General features: G+C 34.6%; 11 protein-coding genes, 2 tRNA genes and 1 pseudogene. 9 read left to right on the top strand and 5 right to left on the bottom strand.

Annotated elements, in window-relative coordinates; all coding sequences use genetic code 11:
• Position 1: 1 nt before the first annotated feature.
• A complete protein-coding gene (locus PZ898_RS08905) occupies positions 2-1,654 on the top strand; it encodes a RagB/SusD family nutrient uptake outer membrane protein (RefSeq protein WP_277695333.1) in 1,653 nt (550 codons plus the stop codon).
• Positions 1,655-1,763: 109 nt separating this feature from the next.
• Positions 1,764-5,576, top strand: a complete 3,813-nt coding sequence (locus PZ898_RS08900) for a TIM-barrel domain-containing protein (protein WP_277695332.1) — start codon at positions 1,764-1,766, stop codon at positions 5,574-5,576.
• Between the two features lie 65 nt (positions 5,577-5,641).
• On the opposite strand, the gene PZ898_RS08895 is transcribed toward PZ898_RS08900, so the two are convergent.
• The gene (locus tag PZ898_RS08895; RefSeq protein ID WP_120231954.1) at positions 5,642-6,640 is read right to left on the bottom strand and encodes a GntR family transcriptional regulator; all 999 of its coding nucleotides are present in this window, start codon (positions 6,638-6,640) and stop codon (positions 5,642-5,644) included.
• Between the two features lie 244 nt (positions 6,641-6,884).
• Here PZ898_RS08895 and PZ898_RS08890 point away from each other — a divergent pair, with 244 nt between their 5' ends.
• The 5 genes from PZ898_RS08890 (at position 6,885) to PZ898_RS08870 (ending at position 14,139) form a co-directional block, all read left to right on the top strand.
• Positions 6,885-8,612: a sodium/solute symporter gene (locus PZ898_RS08890; RefSeq protein ID WP_277695331.1), complete on the top strand. Its 1,728-nt coding sequence runs from the start codon at positions 6,885-6,887 to the stop codon at positions 8,610-8,612.
• 178 nt (positions 8,613-8,790) lie between these two features.
• Positions 8,791-10,674, top strand: a complete 1,884-nt coding sequence (locus tag PZ898_RS08885; protein WP_277695330.1) for a beta-galactosidase — start codon at positions 8,791-8,793, stop codon at positions 10,672-10,674.
• Between the two features lie 19 nt (positions 10,675-10,693).
• Complete coding sequence (locus PZ898_RS08880) at positions 10,694-11,752, top strand: UDP-glucose--hexose-1-phosphate uridylyltransferase (protein WP_277695329.1); 1,059 nt, start codon at positions 10,694-10,696, stop codon at positions 11,750-11,752.
• A 48-nt stretch (positions 11,753-11,800) separates the two neighbouring features.
• Positions 11,801-13,084 carry a galactokinase family protein gene (locus PZ898_RS08875; RefSeq protein ID WP_120231951.1) on the top strand — a complete coding sequence of 428 codons (1,284 nt, stop codon included), beginning with the start codon at positions 11,801-11,803 and terminating at the stop codon, positions 13,082-13,084.
• Between the two features lie 2 nt (positions 13,085-13,086).
• A complete protein-coding gene (locus tag PZ898_RS08870; protein WP_277695328.1) occupies positions 13,087-14,139 on the top strand; it encodes an aldose epimerase family protein in 1,053 nt (350 codons plus the stop codon).
• Between the two features lie 119 nt (positions 14,140-14,258).
• Here the strand turns inward: PZ898_RS08870 and PZ898_RS08865 are convergent.
• Positions 14,259-14,331, bottom strand: a tRNA-Phe gene (locus PZ898_RS08865).
• A gap of 541 nt (positions 14,332-14,872) precedes the next feature.
• On the opposite strand from PZ898_RS08865, the gene tssD reads away from it, so the two are divergent.
• Both tssD and PZ898_RS08855 read left to right on the top strand, forming a co-directional pair.
• Positions 14,873-15,277 carry a type VI secretion system tube protein TssD gene (tssD, locus tag PZ898_RS08860; RefSeq protein WP_034695169.1) on the top strand — a complete coding sequence of 135 codons (405 nt, stop codon included), beginning with the start codon at positions 14,873-14,875 and terminating at the stop codon, positions 15,275-15,277.
• 126 nt (positions 15,278-15,403) lie between these two features.
• A pseudogene (locus PZ898_RS08855) lies at positions 15,404-15,794 on the top strand (hypothetical protein); the annotation flags it as partial.
• Positions 15,795-16,296: 502 nt separating this feature from the next.
• On the opposite strand, the gene PZ898_RS08850 reads toward PZ898_RS08855, so the two are convergent.
• The 3 genes from PZ898_RS08850 to PZ898_RS08840 form a co-directional block, all read right to left on the bottom strand.
• Positions 16,297-16,369, bottom strand: a tRNA-Phe gene (locus PZ898_RS08850).
• Between the two features lie 109 nt (positions 16,370-16,478).
• Positions 16,479-18,320, bottom strand: coding sequence for a lysophospholipid acyltransferase family protein (locus PZ898_RS08845; RefSeq protein ID WP_277695327.1), 1,842 nt, complete (start codon positions 18,318-18,320; stop codon positions 16,479-16,481).
• A 22-nt stretch (positions 18,321-18,342) separates the two neighbouring features.
• Complete coding sequence (locus PZ898_RS08840; protein WP_277695326.1) at positions 18,343-19,581, bottom strand: aspartate kinase; 1,239 nt, start codon at positions 19,579-19,581, stop codon at positions 18,343-18,345.
• Between the last annotated feature and the right edge of the window lie 312 nt (positions 19,582-19,893).

The following is a 19,893-nucleotide window of genomic DNA, read 5'->3' as shown; positions in this document are numbered from 1 at the left end:
AATGAAAAAAATAAAAATTATACTGCTATCAATTACTCTGACTATAGCTACTGGTTCTTGTAATTTGGATAGGTTTCCGGAAGACAAAATATCACAAGAAACCTTTTGGAAAACTGAAAAAGATGCTACCATGGCACTCAACGGTATTTATGCATACATGTCTTCCGCGGCTTATAGCAGTTTGTATAATGATAGTTATACCGATAACTCATATGCTCAATATACTTGGGAAACAACTGCAGTAGATGCTTCTGCAGGAGACATACTCCCTTCTACAGATTTCGGGTATGATTTTACAACAATCAGAAGAGTAAATACATTTTTAGAAAATATTGATAAAATCCCAATGGACAAAGATCTTGCTAAAAGATATATTGCAGAAGCAAGATTTATAAAAGCTTTTAATTATTTTGATTTATCTCAGCGCTTCGGAGCACTTCCATTAGTGCAGAAATCAGGCGAATTAGATGGCGCCTCTCTTACACCTGTTTCTGAAGCTGAAATTGATGATTTTGTAACCAGTGAATTAAATGCTATTGAAAATGATTTACCAGCTATCTATACCTCCGGTCAAGATAAGGGTAGAATAACAAAAGGAGCCGTATTAGCATTTAAGGCAAGGGTCTATTTATACACAGGAAAATATAAAGAAGCCTATGAAGCTGCTCAACTGGTAATGAATTCCGGAATTTACGGGCTTTTCAATACAGCTTCAGTAGACACAAGTACAGACTACGATAGCTTTGTTACTTTTACTTCTACTACGGATAAAGATAATTTTTACAAAGGTTTAAGTAATTATCAGGCATTATTCTGGGCTAAAAATGAAGGCAGTATAGAATCAATTTTAGAAGCTCAATATGTACCAGATTCAAAAGGAACATATAGCAACTACATGACCCTTCTTCTACTGCCCAATGAAGAGAGTGGATGGAGCTCTATCACCCCAACAATTGATCTGGTGAATGCATATTGGAAAAAAGATGGAACAGCATTTACACCTCCTTCTAATGATACAAGAGCATTAAACTATAACAATGGAAATCCAAATGGCTCCTACCTGGACGAATTCAAAAACAGAGACACCCGTTTATATGCAAGTATTATGCACCCAAATGGTCCTTGGTCCTATCTAAAAGGCTTTGGAACGAACCATCTTTTCACATGGGGTAAAGGAGGAAACAATACATCAAAAATTGGCTATAACTATAAAAAAATGGCAGACTATAACTCATTAGATGAAAACTTGAATGCAAGTAATAATTTTATGCTGATTCGCTATGCAGAGGTATTGCTTACTTATGCTGAAGCAAAAAATGAATTTTATGGGCCAGATGCCTCCATTTATGATGCATTAGATAAAATCAGAAGTAGAGTAGGCATGACAGGAGTTAGCAGAACTCAGACAAAGGAGACCTTGAGGAATATTATTAGAAATGAAAGAAGAATAGAGCTCGCTAATGAAGGACATAGATTCTATGATATCAGGAGATGGAAAATTGCTCCCAATGTAATGAAAACAGTCTACGATATCACAAATACACAGGTTGCAACAAGAGTCTGGAATGATAAATTTTACAGATTCCCTTATCCTCAGACTGCAGTGGATTTAAATCCAAAATTAAAAGAAGCCCAGGCAGCAAAAGGGTACTGATTTTTGAAAGTTTTAATATTACAAAAGATTATAGTTATTTTATCTGAAATATTTATCATATTTTCTTAGGGTAGTATAAAATGTAAATTAATAGATAAAGTCAACATACATGAATACAGTTTTAAATCCAAAAATTCAAAAGATTTTACTCCTGAGTTCTTTTCTTTTCTTCTCCATTGGAAAAACCAAGGCTCAAAATATTGAGAATGTTTCTAAGAAAGGAGAAACTTCTGTAGAAGTTTTGCTTTCCGGCAACAAAAAAATGGTAATAGATTTTTATGGAGAAAATATTTTCAGATTATTTTTAGATCCCAAAGGTGGAGAAATAAGAAATCCGGAAGCGGTGCCTCCTGCTCAGATTTTGGCAGATCAGCCCAGAAAAAAAATAAAAGGAATTGCTATTAATAATCTATCACAGACTGTTTCTGTCTCCACCAATAAAATTAAAATAGAAATTGAAAAGGCTACTTCTCTATTTAAAGTATTTGACTTGAACCTTCACAAAGAGATCTTTTCTTTTATAGCTCCTATTGAATTTAACTCTAAAGAAGTAGTACTGACTTTATCTCAGGGAAAAGATGAATATTTCTATGGAGGCGGTGTGCAGAATGGGAGATTCTCCCATAAAGGAAATACTATTTTTATTGTAAATCAAAATAACTGGACTGACGGTGGCGTAGCATCTCCCAATCCTTATTACTGGTCCACAAATGGATATGGTTTTATGTGGCATACCTTCAAAAAAGGATATTATGATTTTGGTAAACAAAATAAAAATGAAGTGAAACTGGCTCATGAGACTAATTATCTGGACGTTTTCTTTATGGTAGATGATCAGCCTAAATCTTTGTTGAATGATTTTTACCAGCTTACAGGAAACCCTGTACTTTTGCCTAAGTTCGGTTTTTATGAAGGACATCTTAATGCCTACAACAGAGATTATTGGAAGGAAGACGATAAAGGAATACCATTTGAAGACCGAAAAAGATATAAAGAGAGCCAAAAAGACAATGGAGGAGTTAAAGAATCGTTAAATGGTGAAAAAAACAATTATCAGTTTTCAGCCAGAGCAGTTATAGACCGTTATAAAAATGCAGATATGCCATTAGGATGGATATTGCCCAATGATGGGTATGGAGCTGGATATGGACAAACTGAAACTTTGGAAGGCAACGTCGCCAATTTAAAATCATTTGGAGCATATGCCAGAAAAAATGGCGTAGAAATAGGATTGTGGACACAGTCAGATTTACATCCAAAAGAAGGAGTAGCTGCTCTTTTGCAGAGAGATATTATAAAAGAAGTGGGGGATGCAGGCGTAAGGGTTTTAAAAACGGATGTCGCCTGGGTAGGTCCTGGCTACTCATTCGGGCTGAATGGTATTTCAGATGTAGCTCAAATAATGCCGCGCTATGGTAATGGAAGTCGCCCTTTTATTATTTCGCTGGACGGATGGGCGGGTTCACAACGATATGCAGGTATCTGGACCGGAGATCAAACTGGCGGAGAGTGGGAATACATCAGATTTCATATTCCTACGTACATAGGTTCAGGCTTGTCTGGCCAGCCTAATATTACTTCGGATATGGATGGTATTTTTGGTGGGCAAAACCCGGTTATCAATACCAGAGATTTTCAATGGAAAACCTTCACTCCCATGCAGCTTAATATGGATGGCTGGGGAGCCAATGAAAAGTATCCTCACGCCTTGGGTGAACCAGTTACTTCTATCAACAGAAATTATTTGAAATTAAAGTCGAGCTTACTTCCTTATACTTATAGTGTGGCTAAGGAAGCTGTAGATGGATTGCCAATCATCAGAGCAATGTTTTTACAACAGGCTAATGATTATACCCTCGGAAAATCTACTCAGTACCAGTATCTGTATGGTCCCTATTTTTTAGTGGCTCCCATATATCAAGCCACAAAAATGGATAAAGAAGGGAATGATATCAGAAATAATATTTACCTCCCAAAAGGAAATTGGATTGATTACTTCACAGGACAAACGTATGAAGGAGGAGTTATTTTAAATCATTTCGATGCACCCATTTGGAAGCTTCCTCTATTTGTGAAGCCAGGTGCTATTATTCCGATGGTAAATGCTAATAATAATGTTAGTCAAATCAATAAAAAATTAAGAATTTATGAAGTGTATCCTTCAGAAAAATCCAGTTTTACAGAATATGATGATGATGGCGTAACCGAAAATTATAAGAAAAACGAATCTGTAAGCACTCTTATAGAAAGTAATGTAGTTAAAAATACTGCGACAATAAGCATTTCTCCTGCTCAAGGTAATTTTAATGGTTTTGAAAAAGAAAAAATAACAGAATTTAGAATTAATGTTACTAAAAAACCATCCGGTGTAAAACTTTCTATTGGAGGAAAAAATATAAAACTGAAAACAGTAAATACGTTAGATGAATTCAATAGTGCCACAAACGTATATTTTTACAATAGTCAACCGGAATTCAATAATTTCTCTACAAAAGATTCTGAATTTTCAAAGTTTTCAATTACCAGAAATCCACAACTTTGGGTAAAATCAGAAATCACCGATATCAGCAAAAACAAAGTAGAGCTTGTCATTAAAGATTACCAATTTACCAATTCCAATCAATTGAAAAATAATTCCGGGGCATTGGCAGAACCTTTAAAACCAGTCACTTCCGAAAATACAAACACTGCCTATTCAATACTGCCATCGTGGAATAAAATACCTAATGCTGATTATTACGAAATACTATATAATAATATGGTATACAGTAATATAAAAGATAGTTCTTTCTTGTTTGAAGGATTAGCTCCTGAAACAAAATATGATTTCAAAGTAAGAGCTGTAAATAAAACCAATACTTCTGCTTGGGTTTCTTTTTCATCCCAAACCAATAAAAATCCTTACGAATTTGCGATTAAAGGGATAAAAGCCACCGCTACAATTCCAAGTCAGGAAGGAGAAGGGATAGAAAATCTTTTTGATCAGGATGTGAGTACAGGCTGGCATTCAGATTATGAAAAGAGCAAGGTTCCTTTTGAAATGATTTTAGATTTAGGATCTGTGAATACAATAAGTAAATTGGAATACATACCTAGGAGCAGCGGTTACAACGGAATATGGATGAAAGGTAAAATTTCACATAGTGCTAATAAAAAAGATTGGACAGAACTTGGCTCTTTTATCTGGGATAGAAATAACAAAACCAAATCTTTGGATTTTGCCACACATCCTACCACACGATTCATTAAAATTGAAGTCAGCAATGCCTTCAGAAACTTTAGTTCTGGAAATGAGCTATACGTTTTTAAAGTACCAGGTTCTGTAAGTTTGCTTCCTGGTGATATCAATAATGATCAGAAAATTGATAGTAATGACTTTACTTCATATATGAATTATACAGGTTTGAGAAAAGGAGATTCTGACTTTGAGGGATATATCAGTAATGGTGATATTAATAAGAACGGTTTCATTGATGCATTTGATATTTCTAACGTCGCTACAAAAATTGATGGAGGGATAAATGATGAAGAGTTGAAACCACTGCAAGGTAACATTACAGTCTCTGTCTCAAAACAGCAATATGCTAAGAATGATATTGTAGAAGTAGTGGTAAAAGGTAATAATCTGCAATCTGTAAATGCACTGAGTTTTGCCATTCCATATAACCAGCAGGAACTGGAATATATAGGTATTACACCATTACATATTAAACAAATGGAAAACCTCACTTATGATCGATTGCATACCAATAAAGAGAAAGTATTATATCCTACACTCGTTAATACAGGGCAAAAACAACCTTTAGAAGGCACAACAGATTTATTCATTCTTAAATTTAAAGCCAAGCGAAACGGATCATTTAATATAAAAGCTGTTAACGGATTACTGGTGGATAAAACACTGAATTCTATTGACTTTTAATCCAGAAGTTTAAAGCTAAAAAATAAAGGCTCGGATTTTATAATCTGAGCCTTTGTTCAAAATAATTATAGAGAATTTCTTATGATTAAATTAGAAGCATTTTCAATTCTTCCTTCTTTGGAATTAAGAACCATTTCCGCCAAAATCTTTCCCATTTGCCAAAAATCCGTAGAAATTGTAGTAATGCCATTTTCTACAATACCTTTAAGAGGCGTTTCGTTGTAGGAGATAATTCCAAAATCCTTTCTGATCTTTAGCTTCTGCTTTTTAGATTGCTTAATGACGTTGACCAAATGCTTATCATCTACAATAATAAATACGTCTCCATTCAGGATTTCTCTATCAGTAAAATTACAGATGATCTCATGCTTCATTTTATACTGCTCACAAAAACTGGTAAATCCTTTTACCATACCTACAGGCTCTTTTTGCCCGGGAAAAATAAGAATTAACCTTTGATAGGCTTCAAGCTTAGTTTTTGCTTTTAATAACCCATTGTGCATATCTTTTGCAAAATTCTGATGTACTGATGAATATTCCCTTAAAAATATATTGGTTTGATCCAATATATATACGTCTTTCTTAGGAAGCATCTTAATAACGGGAGCTGTATCATTCATATTCCCGGGCATAATGATATATTTTGTGTAGCTTCCATTGTTTTCTTCTATTAATTTCTTGAAGACATCAATATTGAAATAATGGAAAAATACATGTACATTCGCTCTTTGCTGTATCTCTTCCAAAAAGGAATAATAAAGATTTTCCTTAAAAGCATTCAGTTCATCAAACAGTAAAAAAATGCGCTCTTCAAAATTCCAATCAGTACTTTTTATATAGTATCCTTTGCCCAAAATAGCATTTACTATTCCTTTCTTTTTCAGTATCTCGTAGGCATAAAGAACAGTGTCTCTGGAAATACCGAATTCCATACACACTTTATTGATGGAAGGTAATTTGTCATTTTTTTTTAGTAGTTGTTGGGCAAGAGCTTGTTCAATGGAATTTATAATCTGTTGGTATTTAGGAATAACTGAATCGGGGATTATTTTAATAAGCTTCATAACATTGCCAATTTTTTAAACTAGTAGTAAATATACAAAAACCGGTAGGAACAAGTATGGTTGTGCTTTTCAAATTTATACATTTGATAATAGAAGGTTTTCTTTTGTGTGATTTTAGTGTGAAAGATTCAGAATTGTTCTAAATGATCTATTAAGAGTGCTAAACTATTAAATACTTTATAGTACTTGAAAGTGCTGGAAAGTATAGAAATCTATGATAAACTTACTATAAAAATTTTTAAGCGTGGGAAAACTATCGACACTTGATTTTGTTATATTTCTAATGTATTTTTTTGTTGTAACAGTATATGGCCTATGGATATACAATCGGAAAAAATCAAAAACTACAGGAAGTAAAGATTATTTCCTTGCAGAGGGCTCATTGACATGGTGGGCAATTGGAGCGAGTTTGATTGCATCTAATATTTCAGCAGAACAATTTATTGGGATGAGTGGAGAAGGTTTTTTCACGGGAGTAGCTGTTGCTGCTTATGAATGGCTGGCTGCCATTGCACTGATAATTATTGCAGTATGGTTTATTCCTATTTACCTCAAAAATAAGATTTATACAATGCCTCAGTTTTTGGAAACACGATATAATAAGGCTGTTTCTCTTATTATGGCTGTTTTTTGGCTATTTTTATATGTAATTGTTAATCTTACTTCCATTCTTTATTTAGGAGCTGTAGCTATTGATTCATTGCTCGGTGGAGGGCATCTGCATATCATTATGGTTGCACTTTTACTAATGGCTTTGGTTATTGGATTGGGTGGAATGAAAGTCATTGGCTACACGGATGTTATTCAGGTGGCTGTTCTTATTATTGGTGGCTTTGCTACAGTTTATATGGCATTACAGGTTGTGGATCAAAGAATTAATGGTGCTGCTGTTGGAAATGCTTTAATGGGTTTAAATACCCTTTTGAAAGAAGCTCCGGGACATTTCAAACTCATTCTTGATAAACCACAAATTACCACCACTACTTTATCAATGTCAGAAAATTTAGCGGTACGGAAATATATAGTTTTGCCGGGTTTAGCAATGTATCTTGCTGGACAATGGATTGTACAACTTAATTATTGGGGATGTAACCAATACATTACCCAAAGAGCATTAGGAGCAGATCTAAAAACAGCAAGAACGGGAATTTTATTTGCAGGATTTTTGAAACTTTTTATGCCTCTAATTGTTGTGCTTCCTGGTATTGCAGCTTATGTACTTTATACAAAAGGTCATTTGTCCAATTTTAATGGGGTGAAAGACAGTGCTTATTCTGCAATCCTGGGGCTGCTTCCATCCGGACTTAAAGGTCTTGCAGTGGCTGCTTTAACAGCTGCAATAGTAGCATCACTTGCCGGAAAAGTAAACAGTATATCCACCATTTTTACTTTAGATATTTATAAAAAATATTTAAAAACTAATACATCTGAATCGCAAATGGTAAGAACAGGACGTTTGACAATTATAGTGGCGATGCTTATTGCTTTGGTATTTACATGGACAGATATTTTGGGAATCGGTGGTGAAGGTGGTTTTACATTTATACAAAAATATACCGGTTTTATTAGTCCGGGTGTATTTGCTATGTTTATTTTAGGAATGTTTTGGAAAAGAACTACCGGAACTGCTGCTATAGTTGGAGTTATGCTCGGTTTTTTATTATCTATATTCTTTAACAGTTTTGCAGTTGAACTATTTGGAAAAGAAACATGGATGTATACAGCATTCACTTATGAAAAGTTGGAAAATGGCATGGTAAAATCCATTACAGAGATTCCTTTCCTGATCAATATGGGTTGGTCATTTTTCATTACTGTAGTGGTAATGGTACTCTTAAGTGTCTTTGGCCCAAAAATAAATCCAAAAGCTTTTGTTACAGACAAAAATATGTTCAATGTGGACAATAGAACATTATTCCTGATCGTCATTATTGTATTAATTCTCACTGCTATTTATGTTCGTTTTTGGTAACAGGAATAATTTTGAGTTTTGCATTTGAAGAATTTTAACAAGTTTCATAATATTTAAATATTTTTTCAACTGGTGGTAAAGCTGCAAAAACCGGTGGTAACCAGTATGGCAGCATCAGGTAAATTTATAAATTTGTTTTAATACATAATTAACTTTAATCGCTAATACAACATATACAATGAAGTTTATTAAAAACATAATTTTAGCCTTTTGTTTAGTGGGAGCAACTGTAATAAATGCCCAGCAAAAACCTCTTAAATATGAATCTTTCAAAATTGAAGATGGAGAATTTAAATTGAACGGACAGTCAATTAAATTGCATTCTGGTGAGATTCATTACGCCAGAATTCCCCAGGCTTATTGGAGACATCGGTTACAAATGGTTAAAGCTATGGGTTTAAATACGATAGCTACTTATGTTTTTTGGAATTATCATGAAATGGCTCCTGGAAAATGGGATTTTCAAACCGGAAATCGAAACTTAGCTGAATTTTTAAAAATAGCAAAAGAAGAAGGTTTAATGGTAATCCTTCGCCCAGGTCCTTATGTATGTGCAGAATGGGAATTCGGTGGTTATCCCTGGTTTTTACAAAACGACAAGGATATGAAAATCAGAGAATATAATACTCCATTTTTAAATTCAACAAAAGCTTATTTTACAGAGCTTTATAAGGTGGTGAAACCTTATTTGATTGTTAATGGAGGTCCTATTGTTATGGTGCAGGGAGAAAATGAATTCGGATCTTTTGTTAGTCAACGGGAGGACATTAAGTTGGAAGATCATAAAAAATACAGTTCTTCAGTATTTGATCAATTAAAAGAAGTTGGTTTCAAAGGAATGGAGTTTTTTACCTCAGACGGAGACTGGTTATTTGAAGGAGGTGCTTTGCCTGGCGCTTTACCAACGGCAAATGGAGATGAAGACCCGGAAAATATTAAGAAAGAGGTGAAAAAATACCATAATGGGAAAGGCCCTTTTATGGTAGCGGAATACTATCCGGGCTGGTTAGACCATTGGGCAGAACCTTTTCCCCGTAAAGCAGCAGAAAGAGTAAAAGGTCACATTGAAAAATTCATGAATAATGATATTTCTTTTAATATTTATATGGTACATGGAGGAACTAACTTCGGATTTACCTCTGGAGCTAATTACGATAAAGATCATGCTATACAGCCAAGTATGACCAGTTATGATTATGATGCACCTATTACTGAGGCAGGTTGGGAAACCGAAAAGTATATGAAATTAAGAGAATTATTAAAAAATTCCTCTACCCCTCCTGTTCCTTCTAGAATTCCAGTTATTAAGATTGCGGGTATTCAACTATCTCAGGCAATTGATTTAGAAGATTTAAAAAAGAATATAAAACCAGTAATTAATGATAATCCTTTGACTTTTGAGCAGTTAAATCAAGGGCATGGCTATGTTTGGTATAGCAAAAATTTTAATCAGCCCATTAAAGGAACTTTAAAACTAGATGGATTAAGAGATTATGCGATTGTATATGTGAATGGGGAAAAAGTAGGAGAGCTTAACCGTTATTATAAAAAATATGAATGTAATGTTAATATACCCTTCAATGGAAAATTAGACATTATAGTAGAAAACATGGGGAGAATTAATTACGGGTCTGAGATTAATAAGAATACAAAAGGAATTATTTCCCCTGTATTTATTAATGACCGAAAAATAACAGGAGATTGGGAAATGTACGGACTTCCTTTTGAAAAGGCTCCGGTAATTGATGCAAAACAAAAATCCGATGTGAAAGAGAACAGACCAGTTATCTATAAAGGGAATTTTAATGTATCGCAGGTGGGAGACACTTTTTTAGATATGCGGCCTTTCGGAAAAGGGATTGTATTTGTTAATGGAATTAATCTGGGAAGATATTGGTCGGTAGGACCACAACAGACTCTGTATTTACCGGGATGCTACTTAAAAAAGGGGAATAATGAGATTGTTATTTTTGAACAAAAAAATAATAAACTTCAAAAAGAATTAAACACATTATCCGAACCTATTTTGGACAAATTAAACCCTGAAAACGGGTCAAACTGATATAAATAATAAACTCAGTATGAGTAATTCATTTAACAGCAAAAATCATCCACATAGAAGATATAATCCTTTATTGGATGAATGGGTTTTGGTATCACCTCAAAGGGCTAAACGCCCATGGCAGGGACAAGAGGAAAAGCCCTTAACAAGCATTCAAAATCAATATGATCCAAAATGTTATTTATGTTCCGGAAATTCAAGAGCTAATGAGACCCAAAACCCCCATTATGAAGGTGTATATGTATTCGATAATGATTTTGGAGCTTTATTGAAAGAAGAAGTAACCACAGATAAAGCGGATGCTGAAGAGGATGAGTTATTTATAATGAAACCTGAAAGAGGAATTAACCGGGTCATCTGCTTTTCACATGACCATTCATTGACTCTTCCTGAAATGTCTGTAGAAGCAATTACAAAGGTGGTGTCTGTCTGGAAAGAAGAATATCAGAGTCTCGGGAAACTGGATTATATTAATTATGTTCAGATTTTTGAAAACAAAGGGGCAGTGATGGGTTGTAGTAATCCTCATCCTCATGGTCAGATTTGGGCACAGGCATCCATTCCTTCTCAAGTGGTCAGAACACAGCAAAATTTGAAAAGCTATTATGATAAACATGGAACAACTCTTTTGTATGATTATCTTCAAAAAGAAATTGAAAGTAAGGAGCGAATTATTTTAGAAAATAAAGGTTTTGTGGCTCTGGTTCCATTTTGGGCAACCTGGCCCTATGAAACAATGATCATTAGTAAGATACCTTTAAATAGTCTATCGGATTTTTCACATGAGGACCAGGCTTTATTTGCTCAGATATTGAAAGATCTGACCACGAAATACGATAATATTTTCTCAATTTCTTTCCCTTATTCTGCAGGAATACATCAGGCACCTACAGACTTGGAATCACATGAAGAATGGCATTTTCATATGCATTTTTATCCTCCTTTGCTTCGTTCAGCTAGTGTGAAAAAATTCATGGTAGGATACGAAATGTTAGCAGAAGCCCAAAGAGATATTACTCCCGAACAAAGTGCTGAGATTCTTAAAAAAAGCTCAACAATTCATTATAAAAATAAATAGAATAGCTCTTCATAAAAATAGACTGTTTTATAAATCAGATACCAATACATGTCAAATAATAAATATATTGATTCTTTAATTAGTGAAGGTGATATTCCTCAATTTAGAGAGTTGTACGGACAAAACTCAGAATTATTACATCAGCAAGCAATCCGGTATACCAAAACATTATCTCGTTTTAAAGAAATTTTTGGAGAAAAAGAGGTTTCTGTTTTTAGTTCACCGGGGCGAACCGAAATTGGAGGTAACCACACAGATCATAATCATGGTCGCGTATTAGCGAGTGCCATAAACTTAGATAATATAGCCGTTGCTGCTAAAAATAACTCCAATGTGATCCGAATTGAATCTTCAGGTTATCAATCATTTGAAGTAGATTTGAACCACCTTATTCCCAATGAGAACGAATTTTTAACCTCTAATGCCCTTGTTCGTGGAATTAACGCCCGATTAAATGAATTGGGATATAAAATAGGAGGATTTGATGCTGTAATTGATGGATGCGTTCCTAAAGGTTCCGGATTAAGTTCATCAGCATCATTTGAGGTTTTAATTGGCGCAATTGTAAGTCATTTATTTAATGATGGTAACATAGATCCTATACTAAATGCCCGTATTGGACAATATGCAGAAAATGTTTTCTTTGGAAAACCTTGTGGATTAATGGATCAGGTAGCTTGTTCAGTGGGAGGATTGGTAATCATCGACTTTGCAGACGTAACCAATCCTGTTGTTAAAAAAGTAAATTTTGATTTTGAATCTACTGGTTTTTCTTTAGTGATCACAGATACTCAGGGCGATCACACTAATTTGAATGATGAATACGCTGTTTTACCTAAAGAAATGAAAGACGTTGCCGCCCATTTAGGATGTAGTGTGCTGAGAGAAACCACTCTGGAAAAAGTGATGGATATCGCCCCTTCTATCCGTAAGAAAGTAGGAGACCGGGCTATTTTAAGAGCCATTCATTTTGAATGTGAAAATGACCGGGTAGTAGACGAAGTGACTGCATTAGAGAATAATGATTTTAAAAAATTTTTGCAATTGGTCATAGACTCGGGGCATAGTTCGTATATGTACAATCAAAATGTTTATGTAGCAAATAATATACGTGAACAAGCCGTGTCATTGGGACTAGCTTACAGCGAATTGGTACTAAAAGGTGCCGGAGCCTGGCGTGTGCATGGTGGAGGGTTTGCAGGAACAATACAGGCCTTTGTCCCTGAAAATTTACTTGATAAATATACCACAACTTTAAATCATTTATTTGGAGCAGGTTCCTGTCATCCCTTATTCATCAGGCAAAAAGGAGTTGTTAAATTAGACTTTTAAAAATGGGTGTCATCAATGAAGTGACTTTTAATACAGTTCACAACCGACAAAAAGTCCGGTTATTTACTCTTAACAATCAAAATGGAATGATTGTACAGGTGACAAATTATGGAGCAATTATAGTGAGCATTAATGTGAAAGATAAAGACGGAAAACAGGCAGATGTGGTACAGGGATATGAAACAGCACAAGAATACATAGACAATAATGAATTTTATCAAGGTGCCATTTGTGGGAGATGCGCTAATCGTGTCAGGAAAGGAAAATTCATATTAAACAGAAAAGAATACTCATTAACAGTTAATAATGAAGATAATCATTTACATGGTGGTCTGAAGGGTTTTGATAAAAAATTATGGGATGTTAAAGAATCTTCTGCCTCGGAAGTGACTTTTCAATACACTTCTCCTGACGGGGAAGAGGGCTACCCTGGTACACTATCTGTAACGGTAACTTATTCCATTAATGAAAATAATGAATTAAGGTTAGATTATTCAGGGACAACAGACCAGGAAACCATACTCAATCTGGTAAACCATTCTTATTTTAATTTAGCAGGAGAGGGTAGTGGTACAATAAATAACCATCAATTGCAGATTGAGGCTGATTTTTACACTCCTCTTACAAAAAATCTTGAACCTACAGGCGAGATTTTAACAGTAAAAAATACTCCGTTTGATTTTACCTCCTTAACAGGTATTGGAGACAGAATTAATACGGATCATGATCAACTTAAGATTGGAAATGGATATGATCATAATTTTGTTTTAAAGCACCCTATTCATCGTTTAGATTTAGCAGCTACTGTTATAGAGCCACGGTCCGGTAGAAAAATGGAAGTCTTTACCACTATGCCCGGTTTGCAGTTATATACTGCCAATTGGATAAAAAATATAAAAGGAAAAGAAGATCACATCTACCAGGAAAGAGAAGCTTTTTGTTTAGAAACGCAAAATTTTCCCGACGCTATTAATCAATCTCATTTTCCATCACCTATACTAACTCCTAAAAATGTATATAAACATTCAACTATATACAAATTTTCAGTTTATTAATATCCGATTAGACTTAACAATTGATTAATTTTTTGATGTGGCTCAACTTTAGAGACCGCTGAAAAGAAGTTCCATATAAAAAAACAAAAAACCTCTAAAATAAATTAGAGGTTTTGAAGTGGTTTCTCCAGGAATCGAACCAGGGACACATGGATTTTCAATCCATTGCTCTACCAACTGAGCTAAGAAACCATTTATGTTTTCGTTTATTACTTCGTTGTTTTAAAGTGATGCAAAAGTATAACATTTTATAATACCGCACAAGTTTTTCGGTTAATTTTTTTGAATAAATATGCTGGTATAACTGGATTATAGCTTTAATGTATTGTTCATCAGTCTTTTGGTATGTTTTATTTTTTTTCTGTCTTTTGAATATAATTCTCAAAGAGCCTTATTAAAAGATTTTCAGACCTGATATCTAGCGATTTTTTCCAAAAATATTGTACTTACAAATGATGGAGGAGAAGATTTTTTCTGCTGGACTATTTTTGGAGTTAAATTGTTGCTTCTTCAAACAATGTTAAACAGGCCATAAAATAATCCGATTTTTAATTGTGAAAAACAGCAAACACTTGATTTATAATACTTAATTCACCTAACAAGTGTTAGTCGTACTATTACTACATTTTTTTAAATTTAATAATAAACACTATTTGCTTTTTATAAATACATCTATATTTGGTGATATAGAAAGCAAACAATCACAATACATTAACCATTAAAATTTATAATCATGGCAGAAAGAAACTCAAGAGGAATTTTAAAATTCAACAACGGAGAAGGACAAAAGCTATTAAAACTTAATTATAGCGTATCAAGAGCTACAGATGTATCAGGACGTGTAGCATCAGATCCTTCCAATGCTCTTATCAAAATTACGGTGGAAGCTACGGATAAATCAGACATCCTGGAAAGTTTACTGAACGGAAAGTATAAGCCTACAGTAGGAGAGATTACTTTCAACAAATCTCACGAAGAAGGAACACTAACAACATTAAAGTGGAACAATGGTTATGTAATTCAGCATGAAGTAGATTTCGACGCTGTGGATGACAACAGTATGTATATTAGTTTTGTGGTAAGTGCAGAGCAGATAGATCTGGGGAATTCTTCGTACTTTGGAGCATGGCCTTCTTAAGCATATTCAGAATTTAAATATCAGGCAGAATAGTACACCCGTTTCAAGGGACACTGTTCTGCCTTTTTTAACCTTATAGAACGACTGTTTATTCCAAATAAAGTTCTGAAAAAACACCTAATCACTATGAATAAAAATGCCTCAAATTCCGATAAGATTTCTGAGAATCATATTCCCGGAATCAACCGTGTGGTAAAACTGGATATTGTGATTGAAGGCAAAATAATCAAACACTTCAAGCATTTCCGCCTACAGCAGAGTGCGAGACGCCAGCACAATTTTGAACTTATTCTGGCCCATGATTCTCTTGGGAAAGCTCAATTGCAAGAACAGCCGAAGCTTACGGAGAACAGTTTTACTATGATGGTGAAGTACTTCATTTTGGCAAACTTCCGACTTCTGAAAACCGATCTCTCTTGTCTATGGAAGTAATGCGACAGATGTTCAGGTAGAACTGAATGCTGTTCATGCCAATCCTAAATTTTTGGGGTATAACAGCAGCAGTCATACTAAAATGGAAGGCTCAGTATGACAAAAGATTTGTTTAAGGATACGGAGAAAACTCTAAAATTGATGGGGAGGTTACGTTTCTTTTAGATCAGGAGGAAGTAAATATTTTACAGAAAAATAATTATTTTAACCTTCCTAAATTTAAAGAATAGTGGGACAATGCAGACCACGATGAATATGTTGTTGAAGAATGTGAGTATAACGCTACCTGCGGTCCAGATAACCAACCTATGAATATTACAGAATGGAGAAAACAGCATCCTAAAAAATAATATATAAAGCACATTTTAAATCTAACTGTGCTTTTATTTAAAAAAAATGGTAGCTTATCTTGCAAATACCTATGATTTTTTGTTCAATAAAAAATGATAGGAATAGGGTGGCTGGGAATCTAGAATTATGGGCTGTCTGATTTAAAAGCTAGTTTGGTACGAGTTCAGGGAATTATGGGACATGAATCGGAATAAATAGAAAACAAAAAAACCTCTGACTAATCAGAGGTTTTAAAGTGGTTTCTCCAGGAATCGAACCAGGGACACATGGATTTTCAATCCATTGCTCTACCAACTGAGCTAAGAAACCATTATATTTTTGTTTGACTTACTTCGTTGTTTTAAAGTGATGCAAAAGTAGTAAGTTTTAGTATACAAAGCAAGTATTCATCGTACTTTTTTTGAATAAAGTTAAAAACTTACTGATTATCAGTCGGATTATTTTCCTGCTCCTTTCTGATTTGCTCGCTCATCTCCTCCAATACCGGTTTGATCGTGTTTTCCGGAAGATCACTGATGCGGATGTACATCAATCCGTCAATGGCATCATTGAAGTTAGGGTCAACGTTGAAAGCAATTACTTTAGCATTTTGTTTGATGTATTTTTTGATCAGAACAGGAAGTCTCAATTCAGGTTCAAGATCATCAATAATCTTGTCCAGCTTATTCAAATCAGACTCCATTTCCTCAAAGAAAATGTTTTTATCTCTGTCACGAAGCTTTACTTTATATTCATTCCTTGGAGTGATATACTGAGCTACTGCGGAATCAAAATAATTGGAACGCATAAACTCAATCATCAGCGATTTTGAGAACTCAGAGAACTTGTTCGAAATACTCACGCCACCCATAAGGAATTTATGATCAGGATTTCTCAGACATACATGCACAATCCCTCTCCATAAAAGGAAGAGTGGAAGAGGTTTCTGCTGATATTCCTGGCAGATGTAAGCACGACCCATTTCAATCACTTTTTTGAAGAAAGGATGAATGTCCTGTTCAAACTCAAATAAAGAGCTTGTATAGAAGCCTTTGATACCATATTTCTTCATTACCTCTCTACCCAATGCCATTCTGTAAGCACCAGCCAGCTTTTTCTCACCATTGTCCCAAAGGAACAGGTGATGGTAATGTTTGTCATACTCATCAAGGTCAAATGGAAGATTACTTCCCTCACCTACTGCACGGAAAGTAAGCTCTCTCTGACGTCCGATTTCCCTCATAATAGAAGGGATTTCTTCGTAAGTCGTAAAGTAGATCTCATAATTTCCGTTACTGAAAAGCATTTTATCAGTTCCTCTCAGTTTATCAACATCTTTAATAATGTCTTCCAGAGGAGTTTCATCAATGATATTCTGAACAATGTTTTCTTCCTTCAATAAAGGAAACTTTACCGATAAATTCTGAAGATTGATGCTTTGAGCAAGAGATTTTCTCTTTTCATAGTAAGATTTCATCATATACACCTTACGTTTCAGAAACTCTCCCAATTCCTCAATCGTTTCCATATCATCCATTGCCTTTACGGTAATAGGACGTCCGATTCTGATTCTGATAGGTTTTTCCCTGTCATTCATCATTTCTGCTGGAAGCATCAGTGTCTGTAAATTCGGGTGAAGCTTAGCCACCTGATAAAAAAGTCGGCTGTTCTTAGCATGGAAATACATAGGAACTACCGGCACTTTAGCCATTCTGATCAGCTTAAGTGCCGTTTTTTCCCATTCCTTATCTAAAATTTCTCCATAAGGATTGTTTTTATTAGAAACTTCTCCTGCCGGGAATATACCTACACAGCCTCCGTTTTGCAAATGCTTGAGGGTTTCTCGCATTCCTGAAGAGCTGCTGTACGCTTCTTTTCTGTTTTCAAAAGGATTTACAGCGATTACATACGGTTCCATAGGTTTGATCTTTTCCAAAAGGAAATTCCCCATTACTTTGAAATCCGGACGAACCTCTGTCAGGACCTTGCACATCAGAATACCGTCAATAGCACCCAGCGGGTGATTGGAAACGAGAATAAACGGTCCCGTTTTCGGAATCTTTGCCAGATCCTCTTCAAAAGCTACATAGCTTAGGTTTCTTTCTCTCACAAATGAGTCGAAAAAGTCTTTGCCTTCCTTGTCTTTTAATTTATCGTATAATTTATTTACTTTGTTTATTTTAGCAATGCTCATCACAGCAGATGCTACCGGGTTCTTGAGAAACCCAATTTTATTTAAGCCGGAAGCTTTGATCAGATCGTTTTTCGAAATTAAACTCATGTGTGTTTAGTCGCAATTAATATTATTGTGTTACCATTTGAAGAGTATTCTTGGAGATTTGTTCCAATAATACATTTTTTTCACGGTAAAATTTATCAATGTGATCCTTCTTCGCATTTCTTACTGTGAATAAAGATACATTTTTAATTGCTTCGGTTTTAAAAATTTTTTGAAGCTCTTCGTTGAGCTCATCAATATGATTAAATTTATCCTCAAGGCACAGTGCCAGAGAGATTGCAGAATTCTGCATCAGGGAAACTTTAATTTTGTACTTAGACAAGTATCCAAAAATCAGGCTCATATGATCTTCTGCAATAAAAGAGAAGTCTCTGGTAGAGATTTTCAAAAGATCCTGGTTTTCTTTCAGAATATAAGATTCTTCCTGTTGGTTTTTGTCGGAAGCACCTACTTTTGTTCCTTCTTTGGTAGGGTCTAAGAAAGATTTTACATAAAAAGGAATGTTTTTTTGCTGTAGCGGCTGTAATGTTTTTGGGTGAATAACACTTGCTCCATAATAAGCCATTTCAATTGCTTCTTCATAAGAAATGTTGGAAAGAAGAGCTACATCGTTGAATTTTCTCGGATCTCCGGTCATTACTCCCGGTACATCTTTCCAGATCGTCATTGCTTCTGCATTTAAGCAGTATGCAAAAATAGCAGCAGAGTAGTCAGAACCCTCTCTTCCTAACGTTACCGTAAAATTATTGTCGTCAGATCCAATAAATCCTTGTGTTACATAGCAGATTTCAGGATTTAGATGGGAAATAAACTCTTCTGTTCTTGCCCAGTCTACCGTGCCTTCTCTGTAAGAATTATCCGTTTTTACATAATCTCTGGCATCCAGCCACTGATTCGTAAATTGAATTTCATTCAGATACTCACTCACAATTTTAGTAGAGATCATTTCTCCGCAACTTACCACCTGATCGTATACGAAGTTGTAGTTAGGAGATTTATTTCTTCTTAAAAAAGAATCAATATCATCAAAGAAGAGATTAATTTCAGCAAAAACCGCATGATTTTCAGGAAAAAGTCCTTCCGCAATCTCCATGTGTTTTCGTTTTATCTTTTCGATCTCAGTTTGATAGTTATCTTTTTTGAAATAAAGTTCTACAACTTTTTCCAACTCATTTGTAGTCTTGCCCATTGCTGAAATTACCAGCAAGCATTTGGCAAATCCCTGGCTTTTTAGAACCATGGACACATTTTTTACACTGTCAGCATCTTTTACGGATGCTCCACCAAACTTGAAAATTTTCATTAAATTGTTAAAAATAAAATTGTTAGATAAAAAATTACATGAGTTTTTTACGGACGTCAAAATTATAAATTTACAACGAGATATGAAATAGCCTGGCGCAGAGATAGAATTAAGATTTCCTTAAAATCAACAAATAATGAAATAATTTATTTTTTTGTGGGTCTTAGCAAACAAATTTGGAGGTGTAATTTTTAATAATGACCAGGTGTTATGTTATGTTTTATTTGTATTGTGTTGAAATACAGTACTTAATCTCTTTTTTAATTAAATTTTCTTAATGCAATAAATTTTCCGAAATTTGGGCAAAACGTA

The sequence above is a fragment of the Chryseobacterium sp. WX genome (assembly GCF_029542485.1).
GTDB lineage: Bacteria > Bacteroidota > Bacteroidia > Flavobacteriales > Weeksellaceae > Chryseobacterium > Chryseobacterium cucumeris.
This window is presented reverse-complemented; position numbering and strand designations above follow the sequence as displayed.

What these genes read in the sequence shown, in the direction of transcription:
- PZ898_RS08905 (WP_277695333.1), top strand. Translation starts at nt 2, where the DNA reads ATGAAAAAAATAAAAATTATACTGCTATCAATTACTCTGACTATAGCT.
- PZ898_RS08900 (WP_277695332.1), top strand. Translation starts at nt 1,764, where the DNA reads ATGAATACAGTTTTAAATCCAAAAATTCAAAAGATTTTACTCCTGAGT.
- PZ898_RS08895 (WP_120231954.1), bottom strand. Translation starts at nt 6,640, where the DNA reads ATGAAGCTTATTAAAATAATCCCCGATTCAGTTATTCCTAAATACCAA.
- PZ898_RS08885 (WP_277695330.1), top strand. Translation starts at nt 8,791, where the DNA reads ATGAAGTTTATTAAAAACATAATTTTAGCCTTTTGTTTAGTGGGAGCA.
- PZ898_RS08880 (WP_277695329.1), top strand. Translation starts at nt 10,694, where the DNA reads ATGAGTAATTCATTTAACAGCAAAAATCATCCACATAGAAGATATAAT.
- PZ898_RS08875 (WP_120231951.1), top strand. Translation starts at nt 11,801, where the DNA reads ATGTCAAATAATAAATATATTGATTCTTTAATTAGTGAAGGTGATATT.
- PZ898_RS08870 (WP_277695328.1), top strand. Translation starts at nt 13,087, where the DNA reads ATGGGTGTCATCAATGAAGTGACTTTTAATACAGTTCACAACCGACAA.
- tssD (WP_034695169.1), top strand. Translation starts at nt 14,873, where the DNA reads ATGGCAGAAAGAAACTCAAGAGGAATTTTAAAATTCAACAACGGAGAA.
- PZ898_RS08845 (WP_277695327.1), bottom strand. Translation starts at nt 18,320, where the DNA reads ATGAGTTTAATTTCGAAAAACGATCTGATCAAAGCTTCCGGCTTAAAT.
- PZ898_RS08840 (WP_277695326.1), bottom strand. Translation starts at nt 19,581, where the DNA reads ATGAAAATTTTCAAGTTTGGTGGAGCATCCGTAAAAGATGCTGACAGT.